This window comes from Aureimonas sp. Leaf324, from assembly GCF_001423245.1.
GTDB lineage: Bacteria > Pseudomonadota > Alphaproteobacteria > Rhizobiales > Rhizobiaceae > Aureimonas.
The window spans coordinates 420,304-434,730 of the sequence record NZ_LMOH01000001.1 but is presented as its reverse complement, the minus strand read 5'-3'; the positions used below and the strand labels follow the sequence as shown (position 1 = coordinate 434,730).

The 14,427-nt window shown below is 65.8% G+C and carries 13 protein-coding genes and 2 tRNA genes; 5 read left to right on the top strand and 10 right to left on the bottom strand.

All coding sequences use genetic code 11. From position 1 onward, the window contains the following. The first annotated feature begins 39 nt into the window (after positions 1-39). Positions 40-708, top strand: a complete 669-nt coding sequence (locus ASF65_RS02100) for a DedA family protein (protein WP_055884384.1) — start codon at positions 40-42, stop codon at positions 706-708. A gap of 81 nt (positions 709-789) precedes the next feature. Here the strand turns inward: ASF65_RS02100 and ASF65_RS02095 are convergent, their stop codons facing one another. The 5 genes from ASF65_RS02095 to rpiA all read right to left on the bottom strand — a co-directional run bounded on the left by ASF65_RS02095 (position 790) and on the right by rpiA (position 5,756). After that, on the bottom strand, positions 790-2,169 hold the full coding sequence (locus tag ASF65_RS02095) for a 3-deoxy-7-phosphoheptulonate synthase class II (protein ID WP_055884381.1): 1,380 nt from the start codon (positions 2,167-2,169) through the stop codon (positions 790-792). Positions 2,170-2,314: 145 nt separating this feature from the next. After that, a complete protein-coding gene (locus ASF65_RS02090) occupies positions 2,315-2,968 on the bottom strand; it encodes a gamma-glutamylcyclotransferase family protein (RefSeq protein ID WP_055884379.1) in 654 nt (217 codons plus the stop codon). Beyond that, positions 2,961-4,361: a glutathione-disulfide reductase gene (gene gor / locus ASF65_RS02085; RefSeq protein WP_055884377.1), complete on the bottom strand. Its 1,401-nt coding sequence runs from the start codon at positions 4,359-4,361 to the stop codon at positions 2,961-2,963. Before gor ends, ASF65_RS02090 begins: the two co-directional genes overlap by 8 nt. Before the next feature lie 77 nt (positions 4,362-4,438). Further along, positions 4,439-4,927, bottom strand: a complete 489-nt coding sequence (locus ASF65_RS02080; protein WP_244486527.1) for a DUF2059 domain-containing protein — start codon at positions 4,925-4,927, stop codon at positions 4,439-4,441. A gap of 133 nt (positions 4,928-5,060) precedes the next feature. After that, the gene (gene rpiA / locus ASF65_RS02075) at positions 5,061-5,756 is read right to left on the bottom strand and encodes a ribose-5-phosphate isomerase RpiA (protein ID WP_055884371.1); all 696 of its coding nucleotides are present in this window, start codon (positions 5,754-5,756) and stop codon (positions 5,061-5,063) included. A gap of 224 nt (positions 5,757-5,980) precedes the next feature. On the opposite strand from rpiA, the gene ASF65_RS02070 reads away from it, so the two are divergent. After that, a complete protein-coding gene (locus ASF65_RS02070; RefSeq protein ID WP_082505111.1) occupies positions 5,981-6,736 on the top strand; it encodes an HAD-IA family hydrolase in 756 nt (251 codons plus the stop codon). 82 nt (positions 6,737-6,818) lie between these two features. Continuing rightward, positions 6,819-6,893: transfer RNA gene (locus ASF65_RS02065), tRNA-Val, on the top strand. Positions 6,894-6,957: 64 nt separating this feature from the next. Here ASF65_RS02065 and ASF65_RS02060 read toward each other — a convergent pair. After that, the gene (locus ASF65_RS02060) at positions 6,958-9,054 is read right to left on the bottom strand and encodes an NAD(+) synthase (RefSeq protein ID WP_244486526.1); all 2,097 of its coding nucleotides are present in this window, start codon (positions 9,052-9,054) and stop codon (positions 6,958-6,960) included. A gap of 169 nt (positions 9,055-9,223) precedes the next feature. On the opposite strand from ASF65_RS02060, the gene ASF65_RS02055 reads away from it, so the two are divergent. After that, complete coding sequence (locus ASF65_RS02055; RefSeq protein ID WP_055884364.1) at positions 9,224-9,853, top strand: isochorismatase family cysteine hydrolase; 630 nt, start codon at positions 9,224-9,226, stop codon at positions 9,851-9,853. Here ASF65_RS02055 and ASF65_RS02050 read toward each other — a convergent pair. Both ASF65_RS02050 and ASF65_RS02045 read right to left on the bottom strand, forming a co-directional pair. Further along, complete coding sequence (locus tag ASF65_RS02050) at positions 9,838-10,824, bottom strand: GntR family transcriptional regulator (protein ID WP_055884361.1); 987 nt, start codon at positions 10,822-10,824, stop codon at positions 9,838-9,840. The genes ASF65_RS02055 and ASF65_RS02050 overlap by 16 nt on opposite strands. A 5-nt stretch (positions 10,825-10,829) precedes the next feature. Further along, positions 10,830-12,368, bottom strand: a complete 1,539-nt coding sequence (locus tag ASF65_RS02045) for an altronate dehydratase family protein (protein WP_055885024.1) — start codon at positions 12,366-12,368, stop codon at positions 10,830-10,832. Between the two features lie 231 nt (positions 12,369-12,599). On the opposite strand from ASF65_RS02045, the gene ASF65_RS02040 reads away from it, so the two are divergent. Continuing rightward, the gene (locus ASF65_RS02040; RefSeq protein ID WP_055884358.1) at positions 12,600-13,691 is read left to right on the top strand and encodes a GGDEF domain-containing protein; all 1,092 of its coding nucleotides are present in this window, start codon (positions 12,600-12,602) and stop codon (positions 13,689-13,691) included. A gap of 39 nt (positions 13,692-13,730) precedes the next feature. Here ASF65_RS02040 and ASF65_RS02035 read toward each other — a convergent pair. Both ASF65_RS02035 and ASF65_RS02030 read right to left on the bottom strand, forming a co-directional pair. Further along, positions 13,731-13,807, bottom strand: a tRNA-Pro gene (locus ASF65_RS02035). A gap of 61 nt (positions 13,808-13,868) precedes the next feature. Continuing rightward, the gene (locus ASF65_RS02030; protein WP_055884356.1) at positions 13,869-14,417 is read right to left on the bottom strand and encodes a MerR family transcriptional regulator; all 549 of its coding nucleotides are present in this window, start codon (positions 14,415-14,417) and stop codon (positions 13,869-13,871) included. Between the last annotated feature and the right edge of the window lie 10 nt (positions 14,418-14,427).

The following is a 14,427-nucleotide window of genomic DNA, read 5'->3' as shown; positions in this document are numbered from 1 at the left end:
GGAGAAGCCTCGCACGACGATGACGCCTGCGGAGACCGTGTGTACGAAATCCTCTCTCTGATCGACCGGTTCGGTCCCGGCATCGTCTTCGCCGGGACGTTCTTCGAAGGTGAGGTCTTCGCCATCATCGGCGGTTTCCTCGCCTATCGCGGGTCATACCCGATCGAACTGATGGCCGCCCTCGCCTTCGTCGGATCGTTCTGCGGCGACCTCGCTGTGTTCCTGTTCTCGCGCTACTTCTCGGACAGCCGCTGGGTCGTGCGCTGGAAGAAGAAGCCGAAGTTCGCCAAGGCGCTCCGTCTCGTGGATCGCTTCCAGGCCTACTTCGTGATCGTCAACCGGTACGTCTACGGGCTGCGGATGCCCGGGTTGATCGCCCTCGGGCTGTCGTCGATCACGGTTCCCCGCTTTCTCCTGCTGAACTTCATCGGCGCCGGCATCTGGGCCGGCCTGTTCACGACGATCGGCTACGTCTTCGGCTACTCCATCACGTCGGTGTTTCAGTGGCTGGAGCAGATGGAACACGGTGTCATGATCGGGCTGGCCGTGCTCTTCGCCCTCTTGGCGCTCTTCTTCGCCTGGCAACAGGGCGGCTCCGTGATCCGGGACAGGATCCTGTCGCGCGGCCGAGACGACGAGGATGGCGACGGCCTGAAGCCGGTCGCCTCGCATGTGTCCGCGCGCAGGGACCGCAAGTCGAAGGACTGACCCGGACGCTTCGCCTGGAACGCAAAAGGCCGGACGCTCTCGCGCCCGGCCTATTGCGTAGTTTTAGCTTTCGGTGTCGCTTCAGAAGCCGACAACCTGCGGCGGCCTGTAGGCCTCCTGCTCCTTCTTGATCCGTTCGGCGGTCAGGAAGGCGAGCTCGAGCGCCTGGTTGGCGTTCAGGCGAGGATCGCAGTGCGTGTGATAGCGATCCGACAGATCCTCGGCGAGAACCGGCCGCGCGCCGCCGGTGCATTCGGTCACGTCCTTGCCGGTCATCTCGATATGGATGCCGCCGGCATGCGTTCCTTCGGCGCGGTGCACGTCGAAGAAGGCCTCGACCTCCGACAGGATGCGATCGAACGGCCGCGTCTTGTAGTCGTTCACCGTGATCGTGTTGCCGTGCATCGGATCGCACGACCAGACGACCTTGCGGCCCTCCTTCTGCACGGCACGGATCAGGCGCGGCAGATGCTCGCCGACCTTGTCATGGCCGAAGCGCGTGATCAGCGTCAGGCGCCCGGCCTCGTTCTGCGGGTTCAGGATGTCGATCAGGCGGATGAGTTCGTCCGCCGAGAGCGACGGGCCGCACTTCAGGCCGATTGGATTCTTGATGCCGCGGCAGTACTCGACATGGGCGTTGCCCGGCTGGCGCGTGCGGTCGCCGATCCAGATCATGTGCCCCGAGGTCGCGTACCACTCGCCGCTCGTCGAATCGACGCGCGTCAGCGCCTCCTCGTAGCCGAGAAGCAGCGCTTCGTGGCTGGTGAAGAAGTCGGTCTCGCGCAGCGACGGATGGCTCTCGGAATTGATGCCGATCGCCCGCATGAAGTTCATGGTCTCGGAGATGCGGTCCGCAAGCTGGCCGTAGCGCTCCGCCTGCGGGCTGCCGGACACGAAGCCGAGCATCCACTGATGGACATTGTCGAGGTTGGCGTAGCCGCCCTGCGCGAAGGCGCGCAGGAGGTTGAGCGTCGCCGCCGACTGGCGGTACGCCATCTCCTGGCGCTCCGGCGCGGGGATGCGCTGGCCTTCCTCGAACTCGATGCCGTTGATGATGTCGCCCCGGTAGGACGGCAGCGTCACGCCGTTCTTCGTCTCGTTGCCGGACGAGCGGGGCTTGGCGAACTGGCCGGCGATGCGGCCGACCTTCACCACAGGCGAGGACGCCGCAAACGTCAGGACGACCGCCATCTGGAGGAACGCGCGGAAGAAGTCGCGGATGTTGTCCGCGCCGTGCTCGGCAAAGCTTTCGGCGCAGTCGCCGCCCTGCAGCAGGAAGGAGCGCCCTTCGGCGACCTCGGCCAGCGCCTTCTTCAGCTTGCGGGCCTCACCTGCAAAGACGAGCGGCGGAAAGGAGGCCAGACGCTTCTCGGTCTCGGTTAGCGCCGCGAGGTCGGGATACGCCGGCACCTGCTCGATGGGCTTTGCGCGCCAGCTCGACGGGGTCCAATCCTTGGCCATGACATCTCCTCAGCCGATCGTGCGCCCGGTTCCTGTTTCTCGTTCGGGCAGAATGGCTCACAGACACGGGGGTGCCCGGAGCGATCGGTGGCGGCTTACTGACACGAACCCGGCCGTTTGTCACCAAAGGGTTGACGCCGAGCGTTCAACCGGGGCCGACGATCCGTGCACCGCGCTCGATCACCAAACGGTCGAAGAGCTCGGCTTCCCGGCGCGCGAGATCGACCGAGCGCGGATAGCGCGGCGCGGCGCGATCGCCGAGAACCGTGGTTTCGAATCCGTCCGTCTCGGCAACGAAACGCCGGACGCCTGCTTCGCCGTATAGCGACAGAAACCCTTGCAGCACGGCGTCGAGATAGGACTGCAGGATGAAGGCGCCGACGTCGGCCGCACCCGGCATGGCGGGCGAAGCCTCGTAGATGAAAAGCGGAACGTCGGTCGCCGGGGCGCTCTCGATCGTGACGTGGCCGGGCATCACGACCCGTCTGATATAACCGGCCTCGCGCTCGTCGACGGCCGGCAGGTGGTCGGCGAGATCGTAGACGACGACGCCCTGCGTCTCGAAGCCGTCGGCGGGACGAACGGACAGAAGCGCCGCGTCGGGCACCTGACGCGGCATCCAGAAGCGCCGCCAGCCCATTACGCTGGCCCGGCGGATGCCGAGAAATTTCGTGCGTAGGGTCGCCCGGTTCACCAGCGAGCCGTAACCGAAGTAGGCGACGATCCGCCCCTCCGCGGCCAGCGCCGCGAGGTCCGGATCGTCAGGATGCACGGAGCCGCCGAGCGGCAACTCAGCCATCGACACGCTGCCCGTTGCGAAGCCGATAGCTCGGCTCGTAGAGCGTTACCAGTTCCTCGGCGGCGCTCGGATGCAGAGCCATCGTCCGATCGAAGACATCCTTGGTCAGACGCCCTTTCACGCAGACGCCGAGGATCTGCACCGTCTCTGCCGAATCCGGACCGAAGAGATGCGCCCCGACGACCCGGCGCGACGCTGCATCCACGAGGAGTTTCATGAGCGTCCGATCCTGCCGACCCGACACCGTGTTGCGCATTGGGCGGAACGTCGTACGGTAGACTTCTACCTCGTCGAACGCCTTGGCGGCTTCCGCTTCGGTCAAGCCGACGGTACCGATCTCGGGCTGCGAGAAGACAGCAGTCGGAATGTCGTCGAGGTCGGGCTTGGTCGGCCGGTCGCGATAGACCGTATCCACGAAGCACATGGCCTCATGGATCGCCACGGGCGTCAGCTGGACGCGGTTGGTGATGTCGCCGAGCGCCCAGATGTTGTCTGCCGTCGTCTTCGAATAGTCGTCGACCCTGACCGCACCCTTCTCGTCGAGCTCGACGCCTGCCTTCTCGCAGCCGAGATCGAGCGTGTTCGGCATACGCCCCACCGCCAGCATCACCTCGTCCGCATCGAGCAGCGCGCCGCCCTTCAGGTGCGCCTGGAAGCGGCCGTCCGCCTTCTGGTCGACCTGGACGATCGTGTCCTCGGTCAGGACGCGGATGCCCTTGGCCACCATCGACGCCTGCAGCGCGTCGCGCAGGTCCTCGTCGAATCCCTGCAGGATCTTCTTGCCGCGGTAGATGAGCGTGACCTCGGAGCCGAGCCCGTTGAAGATGTGGGCGAATTCGATCGCGATGTAGCCACCGCCGAGAATCACGATCTTCTGCGGCAGGCGCTTGAGGTGGAACGCCTCGTTCGACGTGATGCAGTGCTCGGCGCCGGGCAGATCGGTGAACGGGTTGGCGCGACCACCTGCAGCCAGCACGATGCGTTCGGCGGTGACGACCTTGTCGGTCGCCAGAAGCCGAATTTCATGCGGACCTTCGAGCACCGCGCGGGACTTCAGAATTTCGGCGCCGGCGTTCTCGACATTGCGGGCATAGATGGCCTCGAGACGCTCGATCTCGCGGTCCTTGGCGGCGATGAGTTCGGCCCAGTCGAAGCTCGGCTCGCCGACAGTCCAGCCAAAGCCCTTGGCGTCCTCGAAATCCTCAGCGAAGTGCGAGGCGTAGACCATCAGCTTCTTGGGAACGCAGCCACGGATGACGCAGGTGCCGCCAAAGCGGTATTCCTCGGCGATCGCCACCTTGTGGCCGAGCGCCGCGGTCTTGCGCGCGGCCCGGACGCCGCCCGACCCCCCACCGATCACGAAGAGATCGAAATCGTAAGCGCCCGATGCCATGACCACTCCTGCCTTCATGGAAAAGGGCGGCTCGAGGCCGCCCCTTGCATTCGATTATAGAGCCTCGATCGGAGCCGTCACTGCGTCGAGGTGGCCTGCGCCGGCGGGGCGAGCTTGGCCGCACCGTTGATGGAGGCGTTGCGCAGATCGCGCACGATGCCGCTCGCCCAGACGTCGGCTGCCGACATCATCTCGCGCGAGGCGGTGGGACCCTGCGCCAGGAGCTTTTTGCCGGCTTCGCCCTGGTAGAACTCCGCGATCTCGCGCAGCTCCTGCTCGGTGAAGAGCTTGGCGTAGATGCGGGCGATCTCGTTCTCCAGGTCGCCGCGACGCGGGGCGAGCTTTAGCGCCTCGTCGTCGACCATGTTCGAGATCTCGGACTGGAGGTTCGGATTGTTGACGATCAGCTCCGCCTTGATCTGCGTCGCCGCGTTCAGGAGGATCTGGTCGAACTGCTCGGTGGTGTCGAGAGCGTCCACGGCCTGACGCGCCGCCGCGATGTGCGACGGGCTGGCGTCCTGCGCGAAGGCCGGAGCCACGGACAGGCCGAGCAGCGCGACGGACACGCACAGTCCGCGACGCAGTGTTTCGCTAGGAAGCTTCAAGTTCCCACTCCATTGATCTCGATGGGGCTATTGCGGCCCAAGTGCCAAACTCTGAATTGCGCCGCAAGCCCCGGCGAGCGTTCGCGAAGGCTCGTCAGCGCGGCGCGACGTGTTCGATCCCGTCCGGTCCCGCCAGGAGTGCCGCGCTTGCCAGCCCCAGGAACAGCCCATGCTCAACCACGCCCGGAATCGCATGAAGGGCGGCCGAAAGCGCTTCTGGATCGGGAATACGGCCAAAAGATGCGTCCACGATCAGGTGTCCGCCGTCGGTGACGAAGGGGCTCTCGCCGATCTTGCGCAAGGACAGGTCGCCGCTCAGTCCCAGGAGATGGCCTGCCTTCTCGATGGCGATCAGCGAGGCGACGATGCCGAAGCCGTTGACTTCGATCGGCAACGGGAAGGCGCCGAGCGTCTCCACCCTCTTCGAGGCGTCGGCGATCACCAGCATGCGCGCGGAGGCGGCCGCGACGATCTTCTCGCGAAGGAGCGCACCACCGCCGCCTTTCACGAGGCGAAGCTGGCCGTCCATTTCGTCGGCGCCGTCGATAGTGAGGTCGAGTTCGGGCACCTCCTCCAGCGTCGCCAGCGGCACGCCGAGGTCGCGGCACAAGGCCGCGGTCCGCTCGGAGGTGGGCACGCCGACGATCCGGACGCCTTCACTCACGCGAACCGCAAGCGCGCGCACGAAGGCTTCTGCCGTCGAGCCCGTGCCGATGCCGAGGCGCATGCCGGTCTCGACTTCGGCCGCCGCCGCCTGCCCGACCCTTTCCTTCAACGATGCCGCGTCCATGGCTGCCTCTCGCATGAAATGTTTCGGTCGGCCTTAGCCGATCAGACCGGCATGGCAAAGCCGAACCCGACCCGGCATGTGCAACTCTTTGTTGGTGAATGGCGGCTTAATCTGTGACCCGAATGTTCCAGCGGGGCGGCAAACCGGCGCTTTCGCGGCCTCAATGCCGTTCTGCACCCTCGCCTTGCTTGACCCGAAACCGAAGGTCCCCAAAGTCCGCACCGATGAGTGTCGCCCATTCCGTTCCCCTCGCCCGCCCGGCTGTCGTTTCCCTGCCAGACCGGTGCCCGGCGCTGCGCGAGCGGCCACTTCAGGGGGCGACCGTCGTGTTCGATCTCGACGGAACGCTGGTCGACACGGCGCCCGACCTCGCCGGTGCGCTCAACCATTGCCTCGTGTCCGTCGGTCTCCCGGAAACCTCGCTCGACAGCGTGCGACCGGATGCGGGCCATGGGGCCAAGGCGATGCTGACGGCCGCCTACCGACGCGCCGAGCGCCGCCTCGGCGATCTCGAACTCGTCGAACAGACCGCGCGCTTCCTCGCCTACTACGGCGATCACATCGCCGTCGCGTCGACCCTCTATCCCGGCGCTCGCGATACACTGCAGCGCATGGCCGATGTTGGCGCGACGCTGGCGGTCTGCACCAACAAGACCGAGGCGCTCGCGATCAGGCTCCTGCGCGAACTCGGTCTTGCCGATCGGTTCGCCGCGATCTGCGGCGCCGATACGTTCATCGGCCGCAAGCCCGACCCGGTCCACCTGTCCGGCACGATCGCCCTGGCGGGCGGACGGGTCGACCGTGCGGTGATGATCGGCGACACGGACACCGACATCGAAGCCGCCAAGCGCCTCGGCCTTCCGTCCATCCTCCTCGGTTTCGGCTACGACGCCGACCGGACGGCGCGCGAGAAGGCGACGGCGGTGGTCTCGCATTTCGACGAGATCGACGTCGCACTGGTCGAACGGCTGATCCGCTGACGTCTCGTCGCTAGCGGATTGACGAGCCCGGTGCGGGCGACTATAGGCAGTCTCGTTCGCAGCCGGCAACGCCCGGCGCGACGGGCGATTAGCTCAGCGGGAGAGCACTGCATTCACACTGCAGGGGTCACTGGTTCAATCCCAGTATCGCCCACCATTTCCAAACGACCATGACGCGCCGACGACACGACGGGCCGGGTTCGAACCGGCCCTTTCCACGTTCAAGGCTTCCAGACGGGCTCCTCGGTCGGAATCGCCGCAAGATCCGCCGTCCAGGCATGCGGCACCGCATCGGACGGCGCGCGCCAGTCGCCGCGGGGCGAAAGGCTGCCGCCGGCCGAGACCTTCGGGCCGTTGGGCATCGCCGTCCGCTTGAACTGGGCGGTCTGGAAGAATCGGACGAGGAACCGCTCCAACCAATGCCGGATCGTGGCGAGATCGTAGTGATTCCGCGCGCCTGCTGGAAAATTCGCCGGCCAGCGCCCGGCGGCCGCGTCGCGCCACGCATGCCAGGCCAGGAATGCGACCTTGGCGGGCGGCTGGCCGTAGCGCATGGTGTGGAAGAGGAAGAAGTCGTTGAGCTCGTAGGGGCCGATCTTGGCCTGCGTGCTCTGGATCGCGCCGGACGCATCGGCCGGCACGAGTTCGGGCGAAATCTCGGTCGAGAGGATCGCCGTCAGCACCCGGCCCGTCGCCTCGTCGAACTGCCCGGTCGCGACCGTCCAGCGGATCAGGTACTGGATCAGCGTCTTCGGCACCCCGGAATTGACGTTGTAGTGGCTCATCTGGTCGCCGACACCGTAGGTGCACCAGCCGAGTGCGAGCTCCGACAGGTCGCCCGTCCCGATCACGAAGCCGTTGCGCTGATTGGCGAGACGAAACAGGAAATCGGTGCGAAGGCCCGCCTGCACGTTCTCGAAGGTGATGTCGTAAACCGGCTCGCCTTTCGAGAACGCATGACCCATGTCGCCGAGCATTTGCCGGGCGGTCGGCTTGATGTCGATTTCAGCGGCTTCGATGCCGAGCGCACGCATCAGCGTCCATGCGTTGGCTTTCGTGTCGTCGCCCGTCGCAAACCCCGGCATGGTGAAGCCGAGAATTGTCGTGCGCGGCAGCCCGAGCCAGTCGCAGGCCTTGGCGGCCACGATCAGCGCATGGGTCGAATCGAGGCCGCCAGACACGCCGATCACCATCCGGTCACCGGGCGTGGACTCGAAGCGCTTTACCAGCCCGTGAACCTGAATGTTGAACGCCTCGTAGCAGTCCGCGTCGAGCCGATCCTGCGCGTTCGGCACATAGGGGAAGCGGCGCAGCGCACGTCGAAGGCCGAGGTCTTGGAAGCTCGGCCGGTGCTCGAAGCGGATGCGTCGAAATTCCTGTTCGGGATGCCCTTCGAACGCCGCCGCATCGTTGAACGTCGGCGTGCGCATGCGCTCGAGCCGCAAGCGCTGAAGATCGACGTCCGCGACCGTCAGTTGCGGCTCGCGGGCGAAACGCTCCGATTCGACGAGAAGGTCGCCCATTTCGTAGATCACGGCCTGACCGTCCCAGGACAGGTCGTTGGTGCTCTCCCCTGCGCCAGCCGCCGAATACATGTAGGCCGCCATGCAGCGCATGGCGTGCGCGGCCGTCAGCACGTGCCGATCGGCTGATTTGCCCACCACGATCGGTGACGCCGAGAGATTGCAGAGGAGCAGCGCTCCCGCCAGCGCGCCCCGGATCGAGGGCGGGTTCGGAGCCCAGTAGTCCTCGCAGATCTCGATGTGGAAAACGAAGTCGCGGAGATCTTCGGCTTCGAACAGGAGATCCGTTCCGAACGGCACCACGTCGCCTGCGATCAGGAGGTCCTCGCCGACGATGCCGTGACCGGACGCGAACCAACGCTTCTCGTAGTACTCGCGATAATTCGGCAGAAAGATCTTCGGCACGACGCCGAGAATGCGCCCCCTTGAGATGGCGATCGCGCAGTTGTAGAGCCGCCCGTTCCGGCGGATCGGCGCTCCGACCAAGAGGACGCACGGCAGGTCCGTGCTCTCATCGCGGATGCGTGCCAGCGCCTCCTCGACGCGATCGAGCAAGGCGTCCTGCAGATGAAGGTCGTCGATCGCGTAAGCGGAGAGGGAAAGCTCGGGATAGACGAGAAGGTCGACGCCCTCCCCGGCTGCTCTTCGAGCCTGCGCGAGGATCGCCTCGGCATTCGCCGTCGGATCCGCAACATGAACGCGCGGCGTCGAGACCGCGACGCGGACGAAGCCATGCGTGTGGAGCGACGCGAAGCGCCGGGCGCGCTCTTCGGGTGGGGTCAGCGACAGGGCCACGGGTTAGCTCCGATATTCAGGTGCGACCAATGCGTGTCGGCCTTGGCACAGAGGTTAAGTCCGATTCGCCGGCCGCGTTCCAGAGGCCGTCGCCCCTTAGCCACCTCCCGGTTTCGCAGGGAACTGCAGGGTTGCGGCTTGCGTCCTTCTCCGGAGAGGGGACCGAACCATGACCGACGATCTCACGCTTCGCCACGGCCCGCTGGGGCGGAACTGCGTGCACCTTTGCGTCGACATGCAGCGCATGTTCGCGGAGGACACGGACTGGCGCACGCCGTGGATGGAACGTGTCCTGCCGCGGGTCGTGGCGCTCTGCGAGGCGGCGCCGGACCGGACCATCTTCACCCGCTTCATACCGGCGGAGAGGCCGGGACAGGGAGAAGGCACTTGGCGACGATATTATGAGAGTTGGCAATCCATGACGCTGGAGCGGATGGGCGCCGACATGGTCGACCTTCTTCCTGCGCTCGCGCGGTTCCAGCCGCCGGCGGAAATCGTCGACAAGTCTGCCTATTCACCTTGGTGCGAGCCGGATCTCGATCGGCGGCTTCGCGAGCGGGGTATCGACACGTTGATCGTCACGGGCGGCGAGACCGATGTCTGCGTGCTTGGCACGGTGCTGGGCGGCGTAGACCGGGGTTACCGTGTGATCGTGGTCATCGATGCCCTCTGCTCCTCGTCGGATGAAATGCACGACGCCATGCTCGCGGTCTATCGTCGGCGCTATGGGCAGCAGATCGAGACGGTCCTGACCGAGACGGTCATCGCCGAATGGACCGGCGATCAACCTTCGAAGTAGCTGGCCTGACCGGCGGCTTCCGGCATCGTCTGATAAGCGCGAAGACGATCGAGCGCCTTATCCCGCGCCAAGACGAGATGGCGGCGCATCTCGATTGCGGCCGCGGCCCCATCGCCCCGGCGCAGACATTCGATGACCGACAGATGCTCGTCGACGAAGCGATCGACCGTCGCTGCCGGCCCAAGGGCCCGCTGGACGTGCTTGCCGGACAAAAGCACCGTGCGGCTTCGCCGCAACGCCTCGGTGATTTCCGTGTTGGCGGCAAAGCCGAGGCACGTCACATGTAGATCGGTCTCGAGCTGATCGAGGACAGCCGCTTCCGATGCGGTCCATGCGTTCGCCGCATCGCGGTGTCGCGCCTCGACCTCCGCCAGCATTGCGTCGGGTATGCGCCCGGCGGCCTGGGCGATGGCGACAGGTTCCAGGATCAGCCGCAACTCGTAGAACTGCTCGATCCTCTCGGCTCCCAGGGCGCGGATCACCCAGCGAGAGTTCTCGCCCTTTTCCAGGATGCCCGACGCTTGTGCGCGCACCAGAATGTCGTGAGCAACCGTGCGCCCCATTCGAAGATGGCGGGAGAGAGCCAGCTCGTTGACGCGCGCAGCGCCGCGAAGCGAGCGGAGAATCAGTTCGCGCTCGACGCCGTAATAGAGGGCGTCGGCAGGGCGTGCGTGAACGAGGTCGAGAGTTCCCGCGCACAACCCGAGCATGGCCGGGGTGACCTCGGCGCGGCTCGGCGTCTCATGCCCAACGAGAAAGCCGCGGCCGTCGAATCGGCTGACGAGCCCGTCCGCCTCCAGTCGACCGAGAGCCTGACGCACCGGCGAACGCCCGGCGCCGAACAGGCGCGCCAGCGGCACCTCGGACAGAACCGTGCCCGGCGGGACGCGATCCGCCTCCAGCGCCGCGCGAAGAATCTCGGCGATCCGTTCGTAGGTCGGGCGCCGGGCGCCCGTTTCGCCCGGCTTCACGGGCGTCAGGTGATCGCGCCGAGCTGCCAGGGCACGAACTCGTTGTCACCGTAGTCGTAGATTTCGCTCTGCGTCCGCTTGCCGGATGCCACGGCGAGGATGGTCTCGAACATGCGCGTGCCCGATTCCTCGATCGTCTCCTCGCCGGTGACGATGCCGCCGCAGTTGATGTCCATGTCGTCGCTCATGTGCTCGTACATGGCGTTGTTCGTGGCCACCTTGATGGTCGGAACCGGTTTCCAGCCCGAGACCGAGCCGCGGCCCGTGGTGAAGACGAGCATGTTGCAGCCGCCTGCGATCTGCCCGGTCACCGCGACGGGATCGTATCCCGGCGTATCCATGAAGACGAAACCCGTCCGGTCGATCGGCTCGGCGTATTCGTAGACCGCCTCCAGCGGCATCGAGCCGCCCTTCGCCACGGCGCCCAGCGACTTCTCGAGGATCGTCGTAAGGCCACCCGCCTTGTTGCCGTGCGAGGGGTTGTTGTTGAGTTCGGCGCCGTGCCGCGCGGTGTATTCGCGCCACCATGCGATGCGATCCATCAGCTTCTGCGCCACGGCCGGCGTCGCCGCGCGGCGCGTCAGAAGATGCTCGGCGCCATAGATTTCGGGCGTCTCGGCAAGGCAAGCCGTCCCGCCGTGCCGGACCAGAAGGTCTGACGCGTAGCCGAGGGCGGGGTTGGCCGAAATGCCGGAATAACCGTCGGACCCGCCGCATTCCAGCGCGAGCTTCAGCTTGTACATGGGCTGCTCGGTGCGTTCGGGGGCGTTGATGACCGGCAGCATCTCGTTGATGATCGCGCTCGCTTCCTCGACCGTCTTGCGCGTGCCGCCCAGCTGCTGGATCGTCATGGTCCGCATCAGCGGCCCCTCCTCCAGCCCGTACTTCTCGGTGATGAAGGAGATCTGGTTGGTCTCGCAGCCGAGACCGATCATCAGGATGCCGCCGAAGTTCGGATTGCGCGCATAGCCGCTCAAGGTGCGCGCGAGATACGTGTATCCCTCGGTCTTCAGGTTTAGCGCGCAGCCCTGCCCATGCGTCAGCGCCACGACGCCATCGACGTTCGGGAAGCCGTCGAGGCCGCCCTTGCGGTTGAAGTGGTCGGCGATGGCGCGCGACACCGTCGCCGAGCAGTTCACCGAGGACACGATGCCGATGTAGTTGCGGGTGCCCGCCTGACCATCGGCACGGGCATATCCCATGAACGTCCGTCGTTCGCCTTCAGGCAGGAGCGGCGTCGGCCGCGCATCGGCGGCAAACTCGTGATGCACCTCACTGTCCAGCATCCCGAGGTTCTGGAGGTGCACGTGGTCGCCCGGCACGATCGGGGCGGTCGCGTAGCCGATCACTTGCCCATACTTCAGGACCCGGCCGCCCTGTTCGACCGCCTGGACGGCGACCTTGTGCCCGCTCGGGATTTCCGCGCGGGCGACGACGTTTCCGACGCCCACTCGCTCGCCCGGTGCGATGGTCCGACGGGCCACGACGACGTTGTCGTCCGCATTGAGACGGATGGTGGGCGAGACGTCGAGCACGTCCGACATGGCAATCTTCCGGGATCTGGAATGGATATTGTCGGCAATGATCATTTCGGGCCGGGGGCGCGAAGTCAATGCGTTCGTGCTTCGCTTTCGCGCCGATGCTCATGAGGGCGATTAGCTCGCGCGCGGTGATTGGAAGCTCTGGTTGACGCTGTCGGCGAATAGACCGTCGTCGGGAGGGAACCCTTCATTCCCGCACGTTCAGTGTAGGCAAACCGCAACGGGCCGACATCCATGAGCCTCTCGATCCCGACCCTGCAGTTCACGGACTTCGTCGTCTTCCTGACATGCGGCGTTGTGTTCGTCAGCTGCTGGCTCCTGCATCGCGAGCGGACCCATCATCTTCTCTTCGGCAGCAGCTTTCTGATCTGCGCCGGCATGTCGATCGGCTTCGTCGATTTCGGGCGCTACGGCAGCGTCTGGTCACCGCTCGGATGGTCCGCCGCAGGCATGCTTTTCTGGGTGGGCCTGCGCCTCTTCGATCAGCGCAGCGCGTTGACGACGTTCATGATGGTGATCGCCATCGTGCCCGTCGCAACCCACGTGCTCCTCGGTCTGGTCGGCTTCGACGAGGAAAGCGTCAACACCGGCAGCACCATCGCCTACGCGGCCCACGAGGCCGCGATGGCCATCTACGTCCTGTCGACGTCGCGCGGACGGTCACCGATCCGCAAGGTCATCGGCCTGTCCCTCCTCGCCATTTCGGCCGCCCTGTGCCTGCCGCTCGTGCCGCAGACGATCCTGCCGCAGGAGGTGCCGATCGTCCTCATCTTCGTCGTCGATCATGTGTCGTCGATTCTGCTCACGACCGCGATCCTCGCGCTGGAAGCGGACCGGGCGATCGTCGCCCTGGCACGGCAGGCCCTGCGGGACCCGCTCACCCAGGTTCTGAACCGCGCGGGCCTCGTCGCGCAGACGCAGCAGATCATCGGGTCTGCCGGCGTCATCGTCGTGGATCTCGACCACTTCAAGCGGGTCAACGACGGACACGGTCATACGGCAGGTGACCACGTCCTCGAAAGCTTCGTTCGGCGAACGGAAGTCCTCCTTCCGACCGGTGCCCATATCGCGCGCGTGGGTGGCGAGGAGTTCGTGATGGTCCTTCCCGGCGCGGAACGCGCAGAGACCGCCGTGTTCGCCGAGCGACTGCGACGATCGATCGGCGTCAGGCCGATCGACTGGAACGGCATCCAGATCGGAATTTCGGTCAGCGCCGGCGTGGCGGTCGCGCTGGGCGGTGCTGATATCGCGGCCGCCGTGGATCGCGCGGACAAGGCGCTCTATCTTGCCAAGACAAGCGGACGGAACCAGGTCCGAGTCGCTTGACGATACGAACCTTCGGGCAGTGATCGATCTTTTGGGAAGTGGTCGGAGCGAGAGGATTCGAACCTCCGACCCCCTGAACCCCATTCAGGTGCGCTACCAGGCTGCGCTACGCTCCGACACGAGCTTCCCTAATCAATGCGCGACGCGGATGCAAGCGCCAACGCGCTTGCCGGCTACTTAGCGAACCTGATCGAGCAACCGCTTCAGCTCCAGGAGTTCGAGGATCACGCCGTTGAGACGATCGACACCGTCGCGGGACAAGGCGTTCCCGCCGGATTGGGACGCCCCGTCCCGATCGCGCCGCAGAAGATTCGACAAGGGCCCGCGCCGCTGCTCGGGAACCGGCAGATCGGCGTCGTCGTCCGGCAACTCGTCGACCGTCTCGATCTCAGCTTCGGGTTCCACCCGCTGGCCCTTGCCGGATTGAAGGCGTTCGAGCCCCGACAGGTCACCGGCGCCGATCGCCATCACGGCGCGATGCCCGCTTTCCTTCAGGATGCGCTGGACGCCCCGGATCGTGAAGCCGCGGACATACAGGAGATACCGGATGCCTTTGAGCAACTCGACGTCGTCGGGACGATAGTATCGCCGCCCGCCACCGCGCTTCATCGGCTTGATCTGCGGAAACCGCGTTTCCCAGAAACGCAGGACATGGGGCGGCAGATCGAGCTCCTCCGCCGCCTCGCTGATGGTGCGGAACGCGTCCGCGCTCTTCTCGCCGCTCAACGCCCGACGG